General features: G+C 27.7%; 22 protein-coding genes. 13 read left to right on the forward strand and 9 right to left on the reverse strand.

Features of this window, described 5'->3' with window-relative positions:
- Nucleotides 1-12: 12 nt before the first annotated feature.
- Nucleotides 13-363: a hypothetical protein gene (locus AEBR_RS02320; protein ID WP_129086887.1), complete on the reverse strand. Its 351-nt coding sequence runs from the start codon at nt 361-363 to the stop codon at nt 13-15.
- A 99-nt stretch (nt 364-462) separates the two neighbouring features.
- Between AEBR_RS02320 and trmD the strand changes: the two genes are divergently transcribed.
- Genes trmD through AEBR_RS02340 form a run of 4 tightly spaced genes read left to right on the forward strand, consistent with a single transcriptional unit; the run spans nt 463 to nt 3,378 of the window.
- Nucleotides 463-1,152, forward strand: a complete 690-nt coding sequence (gene trmD / locus AEBR_RS02325; protein WP_129086888.1) for a tRNA (guanosine(37)-N1)-methyltransferase TrmD — start codon at nt 463-465, stop codon at nt 1,150-1,152.
- Nucleotides 1,153-1,207: 55 nt separating this feature from the next.
- Nucleotides 1,208-1,564, forward strand: coding sequence for a 50S ribosomal protein L19 (rplS, locus tag AEBR_RS02330; RefSeq protein ID WP_128979890.1), 357 nt, complete (start codon nt 1,208-1,210; stop codon nt 1,562-1,564).
- Nucleotides 1,565-1,597: 33 nt separating this feature from the next.
- The gene (locus AEBR_RS02335) at nt 1,598-2,134 is read left to right on the forward strand and encodes a nucleoside phosphorylase (RefSeq protein ID WP_129086889.1); all 537 of its coding nucleotides are present in this window, start codon (nt 1,598-1,600) and stop codon (nt 2,132-2,134) included.
- Entirely contained in the window at nt 2,116-3,378 is a 1,263-nt protein-coding gene (locus AEBR_RS02340; RefSeq protein WP_323807949.1) for an SPL family radical SAM protein, read from the forward strand. The genes AEBR_RS02335 and AEBR_RS02340 overlap by 19 nt, the downstream gene beginning before the upstream one ends.
- 42 nt (nt 3,379-3,420) lie before the next feature.
- Here the strand turns inward: AEBR_RS02340 and AEBR_RS02345 are convergent, their stop codons facing one another.
- Both AEBR_RS02345 and AEBR_RS02350 read right to left on the reverse strand, forming a co-directional pair.
- A complete protein-coding gene (locus AEBR_RS02345) occupies nt 3,421-3,558 on the reverse strand; it encodes a hypothetical protein (RefSeq protein WP_164969463.1) in 138 nt (45 codons plus the stop codon).
- 603 nt (nt 3,559-4,161) lie between these two features.
- Entirely contained in the window at nt 4,162-4,380 is a 219-nt protein-coding gene (locus AEBR_RS02350) for a cold-shock protein (RefSeq protein WP_129086891.1), read from the reverse strand.
- Nucleotides 4,381-4,710: 330 nt separating this feature from the next.
- Here AEBR_RS02350 and AEBR_RS02355 point away from each other — a divergent pair, with 330 nt between their 5' ends.
- Nucleotides 4,711-5,835, forward strand: a complete 1,125-nt coding sequence (locus tag AEBR_RS02355; RefSeq protein WP_129086892.1) for a methyltransferase domain-containing protein — start codon at nt 4,711-4,713, stop codon at nt 5,833-5,835.
- 158 nt (nt 5,836-5,993) lie between these two features.
- Entirely contained in the window at nt 5,994-8,747 is a 2,754-nt protein-coding gene (locus tag AEBR_RS02360; RefSeq protein ID WP_129086893.1) for a sensor histidine kinase, read from the forward strand.
- Between the two features lies 1 nt (nt 8,748).
- Here AEBR_RS02360 and AEBR_RS02365 read toward each other — a convergent pair whose 3' ends face one another.
- Nucleotides 8,749-9,312 carry an NAD(P)H-dependent oxidoreductase gene (locus tag AEBR_RS02365; protein ID WP_129086894.1) on the reverse strand — a complete coding sequence of 188 codons (564 nt, stop codon included), beginning with the start codon at nt 9,310-9,312 and terminating at the stop codon, nt 8,749-8,751.
- A 140-nt stretch (nt 9,313-9,452) separates the two neighbouring features.
- Here AEBR_RS02365 and AEBR_RS02370 point away from each other — a divergent pair, with 140 nt between their 5' ends.
- Genes AEBR_RS02370 through AEBR_RS02380 form a run of 3 tightly spaced genes read left to right on the forward strand, consistent with a single transcriptional unit; the run spans nt 9,453 to nt 11,544 of the window.
- Nucleotides 9,453-10,076 (forward strand): DedA family protein, encoded by a 624-nt coding sequence (locus AEBR_RS02370; RefSeq protein WP_129086895.1) that lies wholly within the window; start codon nt 9,453-9,455, stop codon nt 10,074-10,076.
- On the forward strand, nt 10,073-10,711 hold the full coding sequence (locus AEBR_RS02375; RefSeq protein ID WP_172658837.1) for an SDR family oxidoreductase: 639 nt from the start codon (nt 10,073-10,075) through the stop codon (nt 10,709-10,711). The genes AEBR_RS02370 and AEBR_RS02375 overlap by 4 nt, the downstream gene beginning before the upstream one ends.
- 2 nt (nt 10,712-10,713) lie before the next feature.
- Nucleotides 10,714-11,544, forward strand: a complete 831-nt coding sequence (locus AEBR_RS02380; protein WP_129086896.1) for a hypothetical protein — start codon at nt 10,714-10,716, stop codon at nt 11,542-11,544.
- Here the strand turns inward: AEBR_RS02380 and AEBR_RS02385 are convergent.
- From AEBR_RS02385 to AEBR_RS02395, 3 genes are all read right to left on the reverse strand, one after another.
- On the reverse strand, nt 11,541-12,011 hold the full coding sequence (locus tag AEBR_RS02385; protein ID WP_129086897.1) for a threonine/serine exporter family protein: 471 nt from the start codon (nt 12,009-12,011) through the stop codon (nt 11,541-11,543). The genes AEBR_RS02380 and AEBR_RS02385 overlap by 4 nt on opposite strands.
- Before the next feature lies 1 nt (nt 12,012).
- On the reverse strand, nt 12,013-12,783 hold the full coding sequence (locus tag AEBR_RS02390) for a threonine/serine exporter family protein (protein WP_228712162.1): 771 nt from the start codon (nt 12,781-12,783) through the stop codon (nt 12,013-12,015).
- Between the two features lie 65 nt (nt 12,784-12,848).
- Nucleotides 12,849-15,617 carry a transporter substrate-binding domain-containing protein gene (locus AEBR_RS02395; protein WP_129086898.1) on the reverse strand — a complete coding sequence of 923 codons (2,769 nt, stop codon included), beginning with the start codon at nt 15,615-15,617 and terminating at the stop codon, nt 12,849-12,851.
- Nucleotides 15,618-15,814: 197 nt separating this feature from the next.
- On the opposite strand from AEBR_RS02395, the gene AEBR_RS02400 reads away from it, so the two are divergent.
- From AEBR_RS02400 to AEBR_RS02415, 4 genes are read left to right on the forward strand one after another with little or no spacing between them, the layout of a single operon-like run.
- Nucleotides 15,815-16,147, forward strand: coding sequence for a hypothetical protein (locus AEBR_RS02400; protein ID WP_128979916.1), 333 nt, complete (start codon nt 15,815-15,817; stop codon nt 16,145-16,147).
- Nucleotides 16,134-16,760, forward strand: a complete 627-nt coding sequence (locus tag AEBR_RS02405) for a type III pantothenate kinase (RefSeq protein ID WP_129086899.1) — start codon at nt 16,134-16,136, stop codon at nt 16,758-16,760. The genes AEBR_RS02400 and AEBR_RS02405 overlap by 14 nt, the downstream gene beginning before the upstream one ends.
- Entirely contained in the window at nt 16,738-17,346 is a 609-nt protein-coding gene (gene hisG, locus AEBR_RS02410) for an ATP phosphoribosyltransferase (protein WP_128979920.1), read from the forward strand. Before AEBR_RS02405 ends, hisG begins: the two co-directional genes overlap by 23 nt.
- The gene (locus AEBR_RS02415; RefSeq protein WP_129086900.1) at nt 17,346-18,044 is read left to right on the forward strand and encodes a class I SAM-dependent DNA methyltransferase; all 699 of its coding nucleotides are present in this window, start codon (nt 17,346-17,348) and stop codon (nt 18,042-18,044) included. The genes hisG and AEBR_RS02415 overlap by 1 nt, the downstream gene beginning before the upstream one ends.
- 9 nt (nt 18,045-18,053) lie before the next feature.
- Here the strand turns inward: AEBR_RS02415 and AEBR_RS02420 are convergent, their stop codons facing one another.
- Nucleotides 18,054-19,394 carry a diguanylate cyclase gene (locus tag AEBR_RS02420; RefSeq protein ID WP_129086901.1) on the reverse strand — a complete coding sequence of 447 codons (1,341 nt, stop codon included), beginning with the start codon at nt 19,392-19,394 and terminating at the stop codon, nt 18,054-18,056.
- Nucleotides 19,394-20,353 (reverse strand): tryptophan--tRNA ligase, encoded by a 960-nt coding sequence (trpS, locus tag AEBR_RS02425; protein ID WP_129086902.1) that lies wholly within the window; start codon nt 20,351-20,353, stop codon nt 19,394-19,396. The genes AEBR_RS02420 and trpS overlap by 1 nt, the downstream gene beginning before the upstream one ends.
- Nucleotides 20,354-20,379: the final 26 nt, after the last annotated feature.

The raw sequence follows: 20,379 nt of genomic DNA on the forward strand, positions 1-20,379 counted from the left end.
TTTTTTGTATGATTAAATATTTGATATATTAAGTGGTGGATGTACTCCTGTTCGTCTAAATGCGAAATAGGTAGTATAATATGGACATCTAGGAATAAACTTAAATAAAGAGACAGCTAGTTTAGTTTTTTTTCTAAAAGCACAGTCACAGTGATAAGGTTTATTAAGCTTTGTTAAAACAGATATAGAGTTTAGTAATTTGGGGGGATCATCCTCCTTCAATTCATCTATATCTTTAGATGTGCTATATCGTAAAGTCTTTTTCGCAATAGTAATTTGGTTTTCAATTTTTATTTGTACACTATGGGCTAATATACTTGCAAATGAAAAATATTTTTTTCCAAAACCTTTTGGTGACTTCACAGCTTTTCCTTTCATAAAATTTAAGTCTGCAATTATATCATGGAAAACTAAACTTAATTTAAATTTAGATAATATTCAAAAAAATAAATAAGGTTTATTTTGAAATTTACATTTGTATCTCTATTCCCAAATTTAATTGAACCTTACTTTTATGATTCAATATTAAAAAGAGCTATAGAGGCAGGATTTTTAACTTATGAATTTTATAACCCAAGGGATTATACAAAGAATAAACATTTAAAAGTTGATTCTCCTATGATAGGAGGAGGTGCGGGGATGCTTATGAATTGTCAACCCCTTTTTGATTGTTTAGATGAGATAAAAAAGAAAAATCCTGAAGCTTATATCATATTTCCATTAGCAGCAGCAAAACCTTTTAGGCAAAATGATGCAAAAAGATTGGCAAAAAAAGAAAATCTTGTTTTTGTTAGTGGAAGATATGAGGGAATTGATGAGAGAGTAATAGAAAAATATGCAAATGAAATCTTTTCTATAGGAGAATTTATCCTAACAGGAGGAGAATTACCCTCTTTGGTTATGGCAGATGCAATTTCTAGAAATGTAGAAGGTGTGCTTGGTAATGTAGATTCTTTGACTATGGAGAGTTATGAAAACAATCTTTTAGAGGCACCATCTTTTTCAAAACCTGAAAATTTTGAAAATTTAAGTGTAATTAAAGAATTCTTAAAGGGAAATCATAGTAAAATTGCCGACCTAAAAAACAATCTGGCTATTTGCAAAACAAAATATTTTAGACCGGGATTGATTACAAGAAAAAAAACAAAATAAAAGCGTGATACCCCGCAACTTGCAAATGCGGGCACTTTCACTAAAGGGAAATACAATGAAAAATAGATATATTGCGAGCTTTGAAGCAGCGCAACTTGCAGAAAAAGAGATTCCACAGTTTAGAGCTGGTGATACAGTAAGACTTGGTGTTGAAATTAAAGAGGGTGAAAAAAAGAGAGTTCAGTCTTACGAAGGTATCGTTATTGCTAGAGGTGGTAACGGAGTAGATGCTACATTTACAGTAAGAAAAATTGGAGCTAACTCTGTTGGTGTTGAGAGAATCTTCCCACTATACTCAGAATCAATTAAAACTTTTGAAGTTGTAAGAAGAGGAAAAGTAAGAAGAGCTAAACTTCACTACCTAAGAGGTCTTACAGGAAAAGCTGCTAGAATTAAAGAGCTTAAAAAGTAATCTAACTAAGGCCTTAGCCTTAGTTTTACTTTCATGTCAAAAACTTTAATTTATACTGCATTACTTCCAGAAGCACAACCACTTATCAACTTTTTAAAACTAAAAGAGGACAACTCTGTTCGAAATCTATCATTAAATTTCAAACTTTTTAAAGATGAAGATGAAAAATATCTATTAATAGTATCTGGTATTGGTAGAGATAATTGTTTTAAATCTTTAGATTTTGTTTACAATAACTATGAGATAAAAAAAGCTATAAATATAGGAATTGCTGGTTGTTGTGATTCTTCAATTAAGATTGGAACACTATTTTGTACAAATAAACTGCTTCCAAATATAAACTTTGCTTCAATTACTACTGTTGATGAACCTTTACAAAGTGATGAAAATTTAGAAACACTTTTGGTTGATATGGAAGCAAAATATTTTTTAGAGATTTCAAAAAAATATTGTAAAAATATCTATTGTTTTAAAGTTGTATCAGATTATTTAGATATACAAATTCCTAAAAAATCTTTTGTAATTGAACTTATAGAAAAATGCAAAAAGCAGTGGAAAGACTACCTATGAGTTATGAAAAGAAGTTTGAAGAGTCTGTAGATAAAACAAACTTTCAAAAACTCTCTTTAGAAAATCAAGAGTTTATAAAAAAGCAAGCTTTTTTTTATGAGTTCTCTTTTCAAGAGCTAAAACAACTAATAGATTTTGCCATAGATTTTAAGATGTGGCATGAGGGTGATATAAGCTCTTTTTTCAAAAATGAATATTCAAATAGAAAAAATGCTTTCAATGATATTAGAAAAAAATGGGAAGAGTTAAAACAAAAACCAAACTCATATAAAAATTTTACAAAAGATTTATACAAAGATGATATTAGAAAGTTTTCATTCACTAAATTTGAAGGAGAAAAAACAGCTCTTGGTTCTTGCCCTGTTGCAAGTGCTAATACAAGATGTTGTAATTTATTAACTTTGGATGCAGTTCAATCTTGTGGTTTTGATTGCTCTTATTGTTCTATACAGAGTTTTTACAATCAAGACAAAATTGGTTTTGATATTAATTTTAAAAAAAATTTGGAAAATCTAAAACTTGATCCCAATGAGATCTATCATATAGGAACAGGACAAAGTTCAGATTCACTTATGTGGGGGAACAAAGAGGGGATACTTGATGCTCTTTTTGCTTTTGCAAAAAATAATCCAAATGTTATTTTGGAGTTTAAAACCAAATCAAACAATATAAAATATTTTTTAGAAAATGAAGTTCCTAAAAATATAATTTGTACTTGGTCTTTAAATACTCCAACTATAATTGAAAATGAAGAGCATTTAGCTGCCTCTCTAACTCAGAGAATAGAATCTGCAAAAAAAGTTAGTGAAAAGGGTGTTTTAGTTGGGTTTCATTTTCATCCTATTGTTCACTATGAAAACTATTTAAATGAGTATGAAGAGGTTTATAAAACTCTTATAAACACCTTTGATTCTAAAAAAGTAGCATTAGTTTCATTTGGAACATTAACTTTTATAAAACCAGTTATAAATAAAATTAGAAGTAGAAATTTTAAATCAAAGATTTTACAAATGCCTTTTTCTGATGCAAATGGTAAACAATCATATCCTTTAGAGATAAAAAGAGAGATGTTTAGACATGCTTATGAGAGCTTTAAGCCTTGGCACAAAGATGTATATTTTTATCTTTGTATGGAAGATGAATCTTTATGGAAAGATGTTTTTGGTTATGAATATATCTCAAACAATCAAATGGAAGAGTTTATGAAGATGGCATACTTGAATAAGATAAAGCAAAACTCTTAAGAAAGAGTTTATATGAAAATTTTTAAGAAATGTGGTTTTGTTTTATAAAACCATATTTATTAAAGTGGACGCTTCTTTAATAGTTAATCCAGCTTTTGAACAAGCATCTTCCAATTTTTCATTTTTTTTTAGTAGTTTTAAAAAAACTATATATTTATATTCCATTGTTAAAATGTGCATTTTTATCCTTTTATTATATTTATAAATAGAACCTTTGAATACTGAATTAGAGTATTTTAAGGTAGCTATCTTTTCATATTTAAACCCAAAGTTCATCATCTCTTTTTTAAATTTTGAAGGATTACCTTTTTTTGGGTCAACAATTATTACTTCATATTTATTATTTGCAGATTGACTAATAAAATGAGAAAGTAATTTTTCATGATTTTGCTAGTAAAGTAAATGAGTTCCACTTATTAAATCAAACTTACAAGTTTCTTCAAAATTGAGTTATTTAAAAGAAAAGATTCTACTTCAGAGTGATAATCAGTTGCTGAAATATTTTGTTGTAAATGATTTAAAAGTAAACTACTTAGACTGATACTACAACCAACTTCAAGAATTCTTCTTGAGGTTGTGTCAGATTAATAAATAAAGTTTGCTAAAATGTGATTTGAAGGACACAAGACTCCAAACAGAGCCCAAGATGCAGAATTTATTCCTAATTCTTGAGCTTCACTATTTTTATTATAAAATTGTTGGGTCTTTAAGTGTTTTTAAATGTATATCTACATTATCAAATACTATTGTTTGATATTTATATCTTATTTTGGACAAACAAACTTATAGAGCTTCTACACTTGTTGCTTGTTCACCTTTTTGGTTTACACCAATGTTAAAAGTTACTTTTTGACCATCAGTTAATGAAGATTTTCCATAACCTTTGTTATTAATTTCAGTATAGTGTACGAATATATCTTTGCTATTATCTTCTAATTGGATAAATCCAAAACCTTTATCATTATTGAACCATTTTACAGTTCCATTGTATCTATTTGACATAGAAATCCTTTTTATGTATTTCTTCATTTAAGAAGTTTTAGTAAAGTTAAATCAGGGTTTTAAATTTTCGAGAGACAGATGTTGAGTGTGAATCAATAAAAAGCAAACAATAAATAAGTACTAATTTTTTCTTTAAGTGCGAAACTATATCTGAAAAAAATAAAAATAGCAAGTTTTTTTTACTGAAATATGAAATTTAATAAATTTTATACAGTTTTATTTATTAGATTGATATTAAAAAGATACACTTTAATAGAGCCTATTTTAATCTTTTTTGATTTAACACTTAATTAACATTTTCTGCAGCTCAATCCTTAGGAGCTGCATATTATGAATACAAAACTTACAATTGAACAATCTTTAGAAAAAGCTATTTTGTTTCAAAAATCTGGAATGATAAATAAAGCGAAAGTGATTTATGAAGATATATTAAATGAAAATGAAACTAATTTCAAAGCTTGCTTTGAGTTGGGAAACTGTTATGAAAAGATTAAAGATTATAATAAGGCACTTTTTTATTTTAAAAAAGCTTCAAAAGTAAATAGTAAATGTTATGTTTGTCACCTTAATATGTCGAAAATTTATGAGAAACTTAGTAAATTTGAATTTTCACTTTTTCATTTAGATAGAGTAGTTATTATTTGTCCAGATTTTTATGATGTACTTTTTTTAATTGCACAGTGTTATAGAAAAATGAAAAATGAAAGTAAAATGATTGAGTATTTGAATAAAACATTATCAAAGTTGCCAAAACACCCTGGTGCTAATCATTTGTTAGCATCAATAAATAAAGAGATAATAAGTGAATTTTCTTCAGAATATGCTGAAGATTTATTTGATAGATATGCAGGACATTTTGAAGAGCATTTAGTTTCATCATTAAAATACCAAGTGCCATTTATTATAAAAGAAAAATTAAAACTTTTAAATCTTTCAAATGAGTCAAAAGTTTTAGATTTAGGATGTGGTACTGGGTTATTAGGAAAAACTATTATTAAACAATTTTCAAATATAGTAGGTGTTGATATATCCACTAACATGATTGAAGAAACAAGAAAAAAAGATATCTATTCAAAACTTTATATCAAGGATATAAGTGACTTTCTTTCCCAAAATACTGAAAAATTTGATTTAATTATTGCTGCAGATGTTTTTATATATATAGGTAATATTGAAACTATTTTTAATTATGTAGAAAAATGTATAAGTTCTGACGGTTATTTTATATTTACTGTTGAATTATCATTAGAGACTAATATCAAAGATTTTCAACTAGCAAAAAGTGGTAGGTTTTCGCATGATATTAGCTACATAGTAGCTTTATGCAAAAATATTGGTTTTGAGATAGTAGAGAAAGAAGAAATTATTTTAAGAGAAGAAAATAAAATTGGTCAAAAAGGCGTTATTTTTATATTAAAAAAACTAGTTAAATTTGATACAAATTATGATACATAAGTTGTTGAGATATTAAATAACAAAAAATAATTCTCTTTAAGTTACACTGTTGTCGAATCTCTAACAACTCCCATAATTAAGCAAATTATGAAGATAATATTAAATCTGGAAACTTATGGTATAATTAAAGATTTCATATAAATAAGACGAGAGATGCTATGCAGATATCAGAAACACACTATTTAAAAGAAGAATTAGACAAATTAATAAAATCTGATATATTTATTTTTGAATTTATAGAGTCTAGCTCATTGGATGGAATTTGGTATTGGGATTTAGAAAATCCTGAAAACCAATGGATGAGTGAAAGATTCTGGAAAATATTGGGCTTTGATCCAAAAGATAAAGAACATAAATCTATTGAGTGGCAAAAACTAGTCCATGAAGAAGATCTAAAATTAGCTCTTGACAACTTTCATAAACACTTAGAAGATTCCTCTTATCCCTATGATCAAATATTAAGATATAAACATGCAAATGGTTCAGTAGTTTGGATTAGATGTAGAGGTTTGGCTATTAGAGATGAAAATGGTAAACCAATTAGAATGATTGGTGCTCACAATGATATGACTATGGTTATGGATAGTCTGAAAAAATTAGAGAGTTATAACGGCTTAGATAAATTAAATCAAGATTTAACCAAAAAATATAAACAAGAACAGACTCAAAGAATAGAAGTACAAAAAATAAATAGGACTATTGAGAGACATATAAATTTGATTGATAAATTTATTATTAGTGCAACTTTAGATTTAGATGGAGTAATTGCTAGTGTGTCAAATGCTTTTTGCAAAGTATCAGGATATACTAAAGAAGAGCTTTTGGGCAAATCATATTCAAAATTTTTGTATCCAGATATACAAGATGAATTTATAAAAAAAATAAAAAATTTAGAAGATAATGAAATCTTAGAGGAGGAGTGCAAAAGTCTAAAAAAAGATGGAACTACATATTGGATTTTTAGCACTATCTCAGCTCTTAAAAATGATGATAATGAGAGAGTTGGATATTCTATTTTTAGTATTGATATAACTGACAAAAATATAATCAAACAAAACAACTTGGAGCTTAAAACAGTAAAAGAGACTCTAGATAACGCTGCAAAAATTGCAAAACTTGGTACTTGGGAATGGGATATAAAAAAAGACATAATTAAGTTTTCAAAAATTGCAAATGATATTTTTGGAATTCAAACAGGTCAATTTGTAGATTTTGAGACACTTAAAAAGTTAGTTGTAAAAGATGATAAAAGACGATATAGAAGAATTTTTAACAGAGCTGTAAAAAAGAAACTCTCTTTTAACTTTGAGTATAGAATCTATAAAAGTGATGAGATTAGAAAAATATGGGTTATTGGAAATCCAATAGTAGAAAATAATCAAGTTGTTAGAATAACTGGGATTGTGCAAGATGTAACTGAACTAAAACAAGTTGAAGAGGAGCTAGAAGAGGCTCAAAAGATTGCAAGGGTAGGGCACTATAATTATAATGCAAATAAAGATATCTTTACAAATTCATATATTATTGATGAAATTTTTGGTTTTGATAACAACAAAGAGAAGAGCTTAAGAGTTTGGCAACTTCTTATTCATCAAGAGGATAGAAAAAGAGTTACAAAATATTTTAAAGATGTAGTTGCTTTAAAAGATAAGTTTGATATTGAATATCGAGTAGTAAACAGAAAAACACAAGCAATAAAATGGGTTCATATGTTAGGTGAACTCTCTTTTGATAGAAATGGGAAAATCTCAAGTTATTTTGGAACAATTCAAGATATTACAAAAAGAAAAGAGTTGGAGAGTGACTTGCAACAAGCTCACAATGTATTTGAACATACCCATGATGGAATTTTAGTAACCGATGAAGATGGAAATATCTTAAATGTAAACAAATCCTATGAGAAGATTACAGGTTATAAACTAGAAGAGGTAATTGGATTAAATCCTTCTATTTTAAAATCTGGTGTTCATGATGATGAGTTTTACAAAGAGCTTTGGGAAGAGGTTAAAACAAATGGTTATTGGAGTGGAGAGATTCACAACAAAAGAAAAGATGGGAAAATCTACCAAGAGTTGTTAACAATAAATGCAATATATAATGAAAATGGGCATATCTGCAACTATATAGGACTTTTTAGTGATATTACAAAACAGAGAAAACAAGATAAGCTAATTCTTCAACAATCAAGAACAGCAGCAATTGGAGAGATGTTAGAGAATATTGCCCACCAATGGAGACAACCTTTATCAATAATCTCAACTTCATCAAGTGGTTTAAAATTACTTTTAGAGATGGATGTTAACAATGAGATACCAAAAGAGAAAGTTTTAAATGTTTTAGATGATATTAATAAATATACACAATATCTCTCTGATACAATAGAGGATTTTAGAAGTTTCTTTAAAGGGGATATGACACAAATAAAAGTATTTAATGTAAGAGATACTTTAGAAAAACTTTTAAATCTAACAAAAGACTCTTTTTCTCATAGTTTTATTACCTTTATACAAGATAGTAATAAAGAGGATTTATTTGTAGAAAACAATGAAAATATATTAACCCAGGCCTTGATTAATATCTATAATAACGCCAAAGATGCTTTAGTAGAGAATGTTGATGAAAATAGAAAAAGACTCTTTTTCCTTTCAAGTCATAGAAGGGGAGATCTCCTTCATTTGCATTTTAGAGATAATGCAGGGGGGATAAAAAGGGAAGTATTAAATCAAATTTTTGACCCATATTTTACAACTAAACATGAATCAATAGGAACAGGATTAGGACTTTATATGACCTATCAAATTATTACTAAACAGTTAAAAGGTAGTATTGAAGTTCATAATGTAACTTATGAGTATAAAGGGGAGATACACAAAGGGGCAGAGTTTACTATAAAATTGCCCCTTAGTAAATAATTTAGCTATTTAAATATTTTGATAAAGAGGAACTCCAATCTTCATTAAGAAGAGTTTGTTTATATTCAAAAGCTTTTTGTTCTAACTCTTCATCACTTATTTTTAAAGCTTTATATACATAAAAGGGCATAGTATAACTCATCCTTGTAAATTTAGCCATTGTCTCAAAAGGTTTTAATAACTCGTTCATACTTACTTGAATATATGCACCTGCTTGATATGCAAATTCAGGTGATCCCATTGTTGTTACAATTTTAAATTCTTTTGTTTTGAGTTTTCCCCCTTCACTCCCATACGCAAAACCATACTCTAAAACTTTGTCTTGCCACTCTTTTAAAAGACTTGGTGAACTAAACCAATAAAATGGGAATTGGAATACTATTCTATCGTGTTCTAAAAGTAGTGTTTGTTCCCTTTTTATATCAATTTTGTCAAATGATTTATATTCCGAATATAGATTATTTATAGTTATATTTTTTTCATTTTTTATTGTATTAATAAGGGTTTTATTTAGTCTAGATTCTTCAAAATTTGGGTGTGCTAAAATTATTAGTGTTTTTTTCATATTGTAATATCCTTTTTTCAAATACTATTCAATACTTACTTAAAATATCTTTACAATACTTTAGGTAAGTATTGAATTTATTCAAGATACAATTAATTCAATTTTGGTAGAATCAGGAATTAGAAAAATAAAGGATAATATTGTTAACTAATATTGTAGATCTTATTGTTCATACTGTTGGAAGTTTAGGATATTTAGGAATCTTTATAATGATGTTTTTAGAGAGTTCTTTTTTCCCTTTTCCTTCTGAAATTGTTATGATTCCAGCTGGATACTTAGCCTATAAAGGTGAGATGAATTTAGTTTTTGCAATTCTTTCTGGAATAGCTGGAAGTCTCTGCGGAGCAATTTTTAACTACTATTTGGCAATGAAATTTGGAAGAAAGTTTTTAAGTAGATATGGGAAATATGTTTTAATAAAAGAGCAAACTTTAGAAAAAATGGAAGATTTTTTTGCAAAACATGGGCATATTTCAACTTTCAGTGGAAGATTAATCCCTGCTGTTAGACAATATATTTCACTTCCTGCTGGACTTGCAAAGATGAATTTGTGGAAATTTTCACTTTATACAAGTTTGGGTGCTGGAATTTGGGTACTAATTTTGGCTCTTTTAGGCTACTTTATTGGTTCAAATAAAGAGCTAATTGATGAGTATTTAAAAGTAATTATAGTTACAGTTTTAATTTTATTAGCCATTATGATTCTTTTTTATATTAGAATAAAAATGAAAAAAGGGCTTATTAAAAAGTGGAGAAAAAGTTGAAAAAAAGAGCAATTGTCACTGGCTACTCTTCAGGAATAGGAAAAGCTATTTGTGAAAGTTTAGAAAAAAGTGATTTTGAAATCATTAGATTAAAAAGTAGACTTGAAGATATAAAAGCTTTAGAAGCAGAGCTAAAAGAGATATTAAAAGATAAAGATATCTCTGTTTTAATAAACTGTGCTGGAGTTGGAGTTTTTAAACCCCATGAAGAGATCTCTTTATCAAAAATAAAAGAGTTAATTGATGTTAATTTAACTGCACCAATTATTCTTGCAAATTTATGCCTTAGAAGCCTTAAAAAAACAAAAGGGCATATAATAAATATTGCTTCAATAGAGGCAACAAGACACTCTAAATTTTCAGCACTATATACTGCTACAAAGAGTGGACTTAGAGATTTCTCTTTGGCACTATTTGAAGAGTTAAGAAGAAGTGATGTAAAGGTTACAAATATAAATCCAGATTTGACAAAAACAAACTTCTTTGATACTCTAAATTTTCAACCAAGTGAAAACAAAGAGGCTCATATCTTACCTGAAGATATAGCAAAAACAGTTTTAGATATTTTGGCTTTTGATGGTGTTATTACTGATATTACCATTCGTCCTCAAAGATTAGAGATTTTAAAGAAATAGTTATGAAACAATTTATTTTAAATAACTGGAATAGGGTATTACTTTCTATTTTTACAGTTTTAGCCTTAGCTTTGGCTCTTTGCTTTACTATTGATGATGATGCAAAAAAGTTAGTTGATAACTCTTTTAAACAAGCTGTTATTGTATTTGGAAGTGCAAAGGCTTTAAATGGAGTAATCTCACTTGCTCAAGGAACTGAGCTTGATTTGCCTTTTGTAGTTGTTGCAATAGGGCAAGTTTTAGATCCTATAAATGATTTAGTTGAACAATTTTCTTTGGTAATGCTTGCAAGTATGATATCTCTTGGTATCCAAAAGATTTTATTGGGTTTTGTAACAAATGATATTTATAATATAACTCTTTTAGTTTTTATTGTAACTTTTAATATATGGCTTTTTAAACGTTTTAAAAAAGATGAAAAAATAAGAGAGATATTTTTCAAAGCAACTTTTGTTTTACTCTTTTTAAGATTTGCAATACCCATGATAAGTTATGTAAATGATATCTCTTACAACTACTTTGTAAAACCACAATACAATATAGAAAAGTTAAATGAGAATATTATTCAAGTAAAAGATAGTGTAAGTAGCGTAACCCAAGAAACAATTAAACAGAAAGAACAAAGTTCTTTTATAAATAAAGTTATGGAAAAATTTGATAGCTCCTATTATGAAAAAAAGATAGAAGAGTATACAGATGCAGCTAATAATTCAAGTGAGTATATTGTTGATTTGATTATTGTTTTTGTATTTCAAACTATACTTCTACCTATTGTTTTCCTTTTTGTTTTATATTTTTTTATAAAAGCACTTTTTAATATAAGAAAGTCCTAAATAATAGGACGATTATATCTTATATAATAAAGTGATGGTAGTGCAAGTCCAAAACCAATTCCACCTAAAACTATAATTGTTCTTAGTGAGTTATCAACAAAAGTTGTAATAAGTTCAGGTGTTACTCCGTGGGCATTCATTGTTATTAAATTTATAATTGCAGAAAAGGCATAAGTTCCAGGAAGCATAGGAATTATTGATGCAATAGTATAAACAGGTCTTGGAACAATATATTTTCTTGACCAATATAGAGCAACTATACCAACAATAGTTGAAGCTAAAAAGGTTGAAAGCTCCAAAGATAGGTTAAGATCCATTAAAAACTTTCTAGAACAGTAAGCAATAGCTCCACCATAAGCACATTTCAAAAGAGTCTCTTTTGGAACATTAAATACCATTCCAAAACCAACAGCAGGAATACCTGAAAAGATAGCCGCTAATAGATAATCAATAATTATTGCACTCATCTTACCAACCTTCCATATTTAATAGAGTAAAAGCTAAAACTATTCCAACAGCAGTTGCAGAAGTAAGAAGTACAGCTTGCATCCAACGTCCCCAACCCATTGCTAAGTAACCTTTTACTGCATCTAAAACAGAGTTTACAAAAGGAAAACCAGGGGCTAGAAGAAGAACACTTGAAGAAAGCGCTATATCAGGAGTTGAACTTAGATGAAAAATTTGTGACATTGCGGCAAAAAAAGTTGCCACAAAAGCAGTAACTCCAAAAGTGATTATTAAAACAAATTTTTTTCTTGCTAAAACTTGTCTTGTAAACATAGCAGCAGAAGAAGCAACAAAAGTAATAAGTATACCCATTAAATCAGAACCATGAAGATATGCAAATGAAGCACAAGAGACACCAACCATAAAAACTATCAACCAACTGTTATAGTAGTTTGGTTCAATCTCTTTCATAGTTTTAATCATAAAATCAATATCAAGATTCTCTTTTTCTGCTTTATAACACATCTTCTGTACATCACAAACTATAGACATATTTATTGGTTTATGATGAGCTCTTCTTGTTGTTGTTGAAGATTGTGTTTTTTTATTGCTAAGTGTTGTTAGTACAATTGCAGAAGGAATTAATGAAACTTCAACTGAATCAACGCCTAATACGTGCCCTAATCTTTGGGCAACAGTCTCTATTAGTCTACTTTCAGCTCCATACTCAAGCATTAGTACGGCGGCTTTTATTACAGTTTTTGTAATTTTTGTTTGTTCTTCGTATGTCAAATTCTTCTCAACTTTAATGGGGATTTTTTAAAATTCTATTATATTCTTAATAACTGTATGATTAATTATTCACTAATTGGTATTGAGATGGCAAACAATGCCCCTGTATAATCCTTCTCTTCATGTTCAAATTTATTGTTTGAAACTTTAATTATTCCATTTAGATGTTTTGTAATAATCTCATTTGACATATAAAGTCCAATACCTGTACCTTGATATTTATGTTTAGTTGTAAAATATGGTTCAAAAACTCTGTTTATGATTTTTTTAGGGATACCTCCAGCATTATCTTTTATTTTAATGTGTAGATAATCATTTTTTCTAAAAACGGTCACAAAAATATATTTATCTTCTATGTTATTTTGTGTAAGAGCATCAATGGCATTATTGAAGATATTTAGTAAAATTTGAATAAGTTCACTCTCTATAGTTTTAATCTCAACCTTTTCAACTTCTTGGATTATACAGATGCTCTCTTTTTTGATCCTTGAACTTACCAAAGAGAGTGCTTTTTCAATTGTTGAAGAGATATTAAAGAAGGTTTTTTCTTTTTTAGGATTAAAAAAGTTTCTAAAATCATCTATAGTTCTAGAGAGATATTGAGTATGTTCATTTATTGATTTTACACTTTGATAAAGAGTTTCTCTAGGGATTTCGTCATTTAGTTCTATTTGTAACTGTAATCCTGTTGATGCTGTTGAAATAACTGAAAGAGGTTGTCTCCATTGATGGGCAATATTTTCAAGCATTTCACCTAATGCTGCCATTTTTGATTGTTGAGCTAGCATTGAGTCTTTTTCTCTTTTTTGAAGTTCCAGCTCTTTTACTTTTGTTAAATCTATTATTGTTCCTAAGATTATTTGTGCTTTACCGTTGGAGTCATATTTTGAAACTTTTGTACTAAGTTGTAGATATTTTTTTGTATTGTCCCTTAGAATAATTTTAAATTCAATAACTTTTCTTTTGTCATTGTGCATAATTTTAAAGAGATGTTTTTTAACTTTTTGTTTATCATCATCGTGAATAAAAGAGATAAATTTTGTAATAGAGGGTCTTATCTCATTTGGATAGAAACCAAAAATTTTAAAGTGTTCATCACTCCAAATTAGCTCTTTTTTCTTAAAGTTATAACTAAAGCTTCCAAGCCTTGCTATTTTTTGAGCTTCATCAAGTAAATAGTTAGTTTTTATTAACTCTTTTGTCTTCTCTTGAACTCTTTTTTCCAATTCTTGATTTAAGAGTTTTAACTCTTTGGTTCTCTCATCAACCAAATCTTTAAGTATTTTATTTCTTTTTATATTAGCTTGATTTATATAGATTAATACAATAAAAATCACAAATACAATAATCAGTATAATAATTAATGTTTTATAATTAAACTTCTCTTTAAACTGAATATTGGTCCATTCCCCAACAATATCTGAAATACTCTCTTTGTCTATTGAATCTATTGTTTTTTCTAAAGCAGATTTTAAAAGGGGATAATCTTTTCTAACCATTATTGAGATTTTATATGTCAGACCAGTGTTACCACTTATTTTCAATTCATTTAGACCAAGATTATTTATATTGTATAGAAGATTGGGTTTAATTCCAATATAGGCATATGCTTCTTTATGAATAACTTTTTGTAAACCATCTTTAGTATTTTTAACCAAAATTAGATTTTTATCAACATCAGGGTATTTCTCTTTTAAAAGTTTATGGGCAGTTGAGTTTTCTAATAGGCAAATTTTTTTATTTAAAATTGTCTCAATATTTTCTATAAAGTTCTCATCTTTTAACGTTACTATAGAGATAGGAAACTCAATATATGGTTTTGTAAATAGGGCATACTCTTTTCTATCTTCAGTTTCACCAGCACTAAAAATAATATCATTTTTTTTTGTTTTTATAGAATTTAATTGTTTTGTAAAAGTGTTATCAACATGATAAGTACAATCTAAAGATAGTTTTTTAACAAAAATATTCCAGATTTCATAAGAGATTCCTGTTGGTTTATTATATTTAGAAATAAAAGTAAAAGGTTCCCAAGCTTTTGATATTGAGACATTAAACTTATGATTTTTTAGAAACTCTTTCTCTTCCTTTGTTAATTCAAAACTTTTTTTATATATTTGAAATTCATTATTTATAATCCATTTATTTTCAATATCATAAAGTTCCTCTTGAGTTATTTTTTCAAAACCTTTATTAAATACTTCAATAAGATTTTCCTCTTTTGATATTGCATAAATAGGAGTTGGAATTTGCAATAGATCTAAAGATTTTATTTTGTGAAAAAAACCATTTCGTAAAGAATAAAACTCAATTGCAGTTTTGTCATCAAAAATCAAATCCAATTTTTTTGCCAAAAAATCTTTAAATAGAGTTGTATAGTTTTTATATACCAAAATTTCAGAATTTGGGAAGTTCTTTTTTGTAGTTTCTTCTAAACCTTTACCTATAATACCAATTAAATAGGGTGCATTTAGATTAAAATCTTTACTGAAATCTTTATTGATAAAAAGTGAAATAGTGGTTTTGTAAATACTTTTTGAGGCTTTCATCCAAGGTTTATAAGGATTTGTTCCTAAAAAAAAATCAACTTTACCTTCATTTACTAACTCAATAGCATCTCCCCAATATTTTCCATTTATAAATTCAAGTGAATAATTATTTTTTTCTGCCCAAAGTTTCCAATAGTCTACTAACAAACCTTCTGGTTTGCCATTTTCCAAATATGAAAAGGGAGCATAATCAGGGGCATAAGATACTTTAAATGATGTTTGTGCAGAATATAAAAAGCTAGTTAGCAAAAGCAAAATTGAAAGAAACCTAAATACTCGGTTCATTTTAATCCTAATTATGTATTAAGGGGTTATTATAACAAAGATAAGTTACAAAAATGTAAAACAAAGTATAAAAAATAACATATTGATAAAATTATTTTTGTATATTTGACAAATTTTATTTGGAAAGGAGTATATAAAATTATCTCTATAATCTTTTTTTTAATATAATTAGAACCATAAAAGAAAAAAGGTAAATATTGAAAGAGTTAACTCAATATTATAATAAAAATGGAGTTCTATTTAAAGCTTTTAAAGAGGTTTCTCCAAAAGAATTAAATTCAAGAAAAAAAATAAAAATTTTTGTTGCAACATCAATAAAAGGGGAATATTATGCCCTTTTTGTATATGATTCAAAGAGTAGATTTATTAGAAAAAATGCAGAAGAGCTATTTATATTAGAAGAAAAGTTATCAAGTTATATGCAACATAATTTTAAGAAAAAAGAGTTATTAATTCAAACTGCTTTATGTTCAAAAGCAAAAAAATTTTTAGAAGACAATAAATGGAGAGTAAGAGTTGATTTTATGTGATATTGGAAATACCAATTTTCATTTTTTTATAGATGACAAAGAGCAAATGTATAGTTTAGATTCCACTCTTCCAAGTTTAGATGGGAAAGTTTACTATATCTCTGTAAATGAAAAAGCAACTACAAAGTTAAAACTCTTTTATAAAGAAACTATTGATTTAGAGCCTTATATAAACTTTGACACCTCTTATTCTGGAATGGGACTTGATAGAAAAATGGCCTGTTTAGGAGTAGAAAATGCCATTATTGTAGATGCAGGAAGTGCAATTACTGTTGACATTATAAAAAAAGGAAAACACAAAGGGGGATTTATACTTCCAGGATTAAGTTCTCTTAAAAAAGTCTATCCCCAAATATCTCAGAAATTGTCCTTTGCTTTTAATACAAAGGTAAATTTAGATAAAATCCCACTTTGTACACAAGATGCTATATCTTATGGAATAATCCAATCAATAATTGAACCTATAAAAAAAATAAGTAAAAAACAAGAAGTTATTTTCACAGGTGGTGATGGAGAGTTTTTAAGTACGTTTATAAAAAACAGTAACTATAAAAGAGATTTGATTTTTAATAATATGAGAGGGATAATTGATGCTAACAATTGCATTACCTAAAGGTAGAATTGCAGAAGAGACACTTGATAAGTTTGAAAAAGCTTTTGGTGAAAAATTTATTTTTGAAGATAGAAAGCTTATTTTAGAGAAAGCTGGATTTAAATTTTTGAATGTAAGAAACCAAGATGTACCAACTTATGTAATGCATGGAGCAGCAGATTTAGGTGTTGTTGGACTTGACGTACTTGAAGAGAAAGAGTATGACTTAATAAAACTTCTTGATTTAAAACTTGGACGTTGTAAAGTTGCTTTTGGCTTACTAAAAGGTCAAGAGTTAGATTTTACAAAGAGTCAAATAACAGTTGCAACAAAACATGAAAAAATTGCAAAAAGATATTTTGAAAACAAAGCAATGGCAGTTAAAATCATAAAACTTTATGGTTCAATTGAGTTAGCACCTTTAGTTAATTTAGCTGATTGTATAGTTGATATTGTTGAAACTGGAACAACTATGAAACAAAATGGTTTAGAAGTGGGACCAACTATTATGGAAAGTTCAGCTCATTTAATAGTAAATAAAAACTCATATTACGCAAAAAAAGATTTAATATTTAATCTAAAAGATAGAATAGAAGCGGTACTTTAATGGGATTAAATCTTTATTCAAAAATTGAGCCATATTTAGATTTCCAAGAAGAAGTTTATGCTCTTCATCGCGAATTTATGGCTTTGGTTATGACTAAAGAGCTTAATAATATTTTAGATATTGGTTGTGGTCAGGGCTATTTTTTAGAGAATCTAACTCTAAATGGTATAAACTCTTTTGGGATCGATTTAAGTAAAGATCAAATTGAAGCTTGCAAAAAAAGAGGGATTGAAAATGTTCAATCTATTGCTTTAGAGGATCTATCTGAAAAGTTTGATTGTGCCACAGCAATTTTTGATGTAATAAACTATATTCCAAAACAACAGTTAGAGAAATTTTTTAAAGATACATATAAAGTTTTAAATGACAATGGATATTTTATCTTTGATGTAAACTCACTATTTGGTTTTGATGAGGTTGCCCAAGGGTGCATAACAATAGATTTAGAAGATAAATTCATAGCACTTGATGCAATTTTTGAAGATGATAAACTTATTACTAATATTACTCTGTTTTCCCAATCAAAAGATGACTTATATAAAAAAGAGTCTGATTTTATTACTCAATATTATCACTCAAAAGAGGCATTAAAAAAACTACTTAAAAGAGCGAACTTTTCTATTGAAGAGGTAAGAGAGTTCAATCTTCATGGGTTTGAACAAACTGATAAACTTATTTTTATTTGTAAAAAAAACTAAAGATAATAATTATAGTTGTTCCACTTCAACCCTGTTTTTTCCCGATTTTTTAGCTTTATAAAGTGCTTCATCAGCTCTTCTAAATAGTTCAGTTTTATTATCAGTCTTATTAAAATGGGCAACTCCAAAAGAACAAGTTATTTTATGTTCATTTTCAAATTGGTGTTTTTCAATTTTTGTTTTTAGTTTTTCTGCCACAGCTACTGCTTGTTTTAGCGTTGTGTTAGGTAAAATAATTACAAATTCTTCCCCACCCCATCTTGCAACAACATCACTGTTTCTAGAGCTAGAAGTCAAAATTTTTGACATCTCTTTTAAAATATTATCTCCAAAAAGATGCCCAAAGGTATCATTTAGAAGTTTAAAATTATCAATATCTATCATAAGTAAAGAAAAAGATATTTTTTGATCTTTTTTATAGTTGCTAATATAAAGGTCAAGGAGCTCCTCAAATTTATTTCGATTATATATTTTTGTTAAATAATCTAAAGAAACTTTCTCTTTTAGTTCATTTGTTGCTTTTAAAAGTTGCTCATTTGTTTTTGAGATTTTTGCACCCTCTTCTTTTATTATCTCAACCCATTTACTATATACAACCCTTAATAACTCTTTTTGGGTAATGATCCCCATCACTTGGTTTTTTTTATTTACAACAACAACCCTTTTATAATGTTTCATTTTTATAAAATTGATTGCCTCAGCGATTGTTGTATCATCACTTAAGGTTTCAACAGGGGAGTTCATATAGTTGCTAACAGGTTTTTCTAAATCATAATCATTATGAATAATATGTATAAAGTCTTTAGTTGTAAAGATTCCAATAGGATTTTGTTTCTCATCAACAATTACAACAGAGTCACTATTATAATCTTTCATTAGATTAATCACTTTAAAAGTGCTATTCTCTTTTTTGGTTGTTACTGCTTTATATTGGTGAATCAATGAAAAAATCGTTTGTTTTTCCATTAAAAATTGTGGGTCGATATTATTTACAATATCTGTATATGATACAATTCCAACAAGTTTATTTTTATCTGTAATTACCATATATTCATCACTGAAATCTATATAGTTTAATACTGTAAGTAGATTTAGATTTTTGTCTAACTCTTTTGCTTGAGGTATTGATAAATCTTTTAAAGGGGTACTTTTATCAATATTAAAAATCTTAAAATTTAATAACATAACTGTAGTTAAAATATGAAAGGTATTCTCTTCTTGATTTATAATTACAATTGTTCTAAGATTTGATAAAGCCATTCTTTCAATAGCTTCATTAAGGGTTTTATCCATATCTACAGTTATTACATCTGTTACAGCAATTTCATAAACTGATGGTATTGTTTTCATTATAATCCTACAAGGTCTCTTATAATTTCCATTTTTGCACTTGCAATTTTTCTAGCTTTACTTGCTCCAAAAGCCAAAATCTCTTTTACCTCTTTAGGATTATTTAAAAGCTTTTCTCTTTTTATTGCATATGGTTCAAAATGTTCGTTTATTTTATCTAAAAGGGTTAGTTTAAAGTGTCCATAACCTTCTCCAGGAGTTGCATATCTTTGTTGTAACTCTTTTAGCTCATCTTCACTCATAAATAGTTCACAAAGTTTATATATATTACAAGTTGTATAATCTTTTGCTTCATTTAAATCTTTTGAATCAGTTACAATTGACATTACTTGTTTCTTAATTGTTTTTTTAGGTCCAAACATATCAATTGTATTTCCATAAGATTTTGACATTTTAGCGCCATCTGTTCCTGGAACTGTTGCAACAATTTCATCTACTTTTGCAGTTGGAAGTACTAAAACATCACCATATACATTGTTAAAACTTGTTGCAATATCTCTTGTCATCTCCACATGTTGGATTTGATCTTTTCCAACAGGAACAACATTTGAGTCATAAAGTAAAATATCTGCTGCCATAAGTACAGGGTAAGAGAACAGACCATGATTTGCCTGAATCCCTTTTGCAGTTTTATCTTTATAAGAGTGAGCTCTTTCAAGTAGCCCCATTGAAGTATGATTTGATAAGAGCCAATATAATTCAAGAACCTCTTTGACATCACTTTGAACCCAAAAAGTAGATTTCTCTGGATCCATACCAAGAGCCAAAAAGTTTACTGCTGCTTCAAAGATATTTCTTTCTAAAAACTCTTTATCTTTTACAGAAGTTAAGGCATGGTATGATGCAATAAAAGCAAAAAGCTCACCATCATCTTGTGATTCAACCATTTTTTTAATCATTCCAAAATAGTTACCAATGTGAATTATACCACTTGGTTGAATTCCTGATAATATTCTCAAAATATGTCCCTTAATTAATTTTTGGG

It is taken from the genome of Halarcobacter ebronensis (assembly GCF_013201825.1).
Taxonomy (GTDB): domain Bacteria; phylum Campylobacterota; class Campylobacteria; order Campylobacterales; family Arcobacteraceae; genus Halarcobacter; species Halarcobacter ebronensis.